Annotated in this window: 1 protein-coding gene; it reads right to left on the bottom strand. The window is 36.8% G+C overall.

The window, feature by feature from the left end:
• Positions 1–337: transposase (locus EYW44_RS22010; RefSeq protein WP_165872309.1), on the bottom strand; the 337-nt coding region annotated here is incomplete at both ends.

Here is a 337-nt window from a genome sequence, read left to right as displayed (position 1 = left end):
ATTTCTTTAATCCGATTACAATAAATGCTAGGAAATTAAAGCCTTTCCAACGAGTAATTGTGGTGTCAAATCTATTCAATAAAGAACGAAAGCTATCCATCCAAGCGTTGGTTCGCTCTATAGCATAGCGTTCTTTATAGAGTTTTTCATCAAAATAATAGTCTGCATCAGTAGTTCCATTACGTTTGTTTAGGCAAATGTTGGCAATGATGCCCTTGGCCTCACATTTATCTCTGAGCTTTTGAGAATCAAAACCAGCATCAGCATTAACAAAAAGCCCATCAAGACTGATCTCTGCTTCTTCCAATGTACCAACAATTTCTTGAAATTGCGCTTC

This window comes from Tenacibaculum sp. M341 (assembly GCF_004337695.1).
Lineage (GTDB): Bacteria > Bacteroidota > Bacteroidia > Flavobacteriales > Flavobacteriaceae > Polaribacter.
The sequence above is the reverse complement of the archived record's forward strand: the minus strand, read 5'-3'. Positions and strand labels throughout refer to the sequence as shown.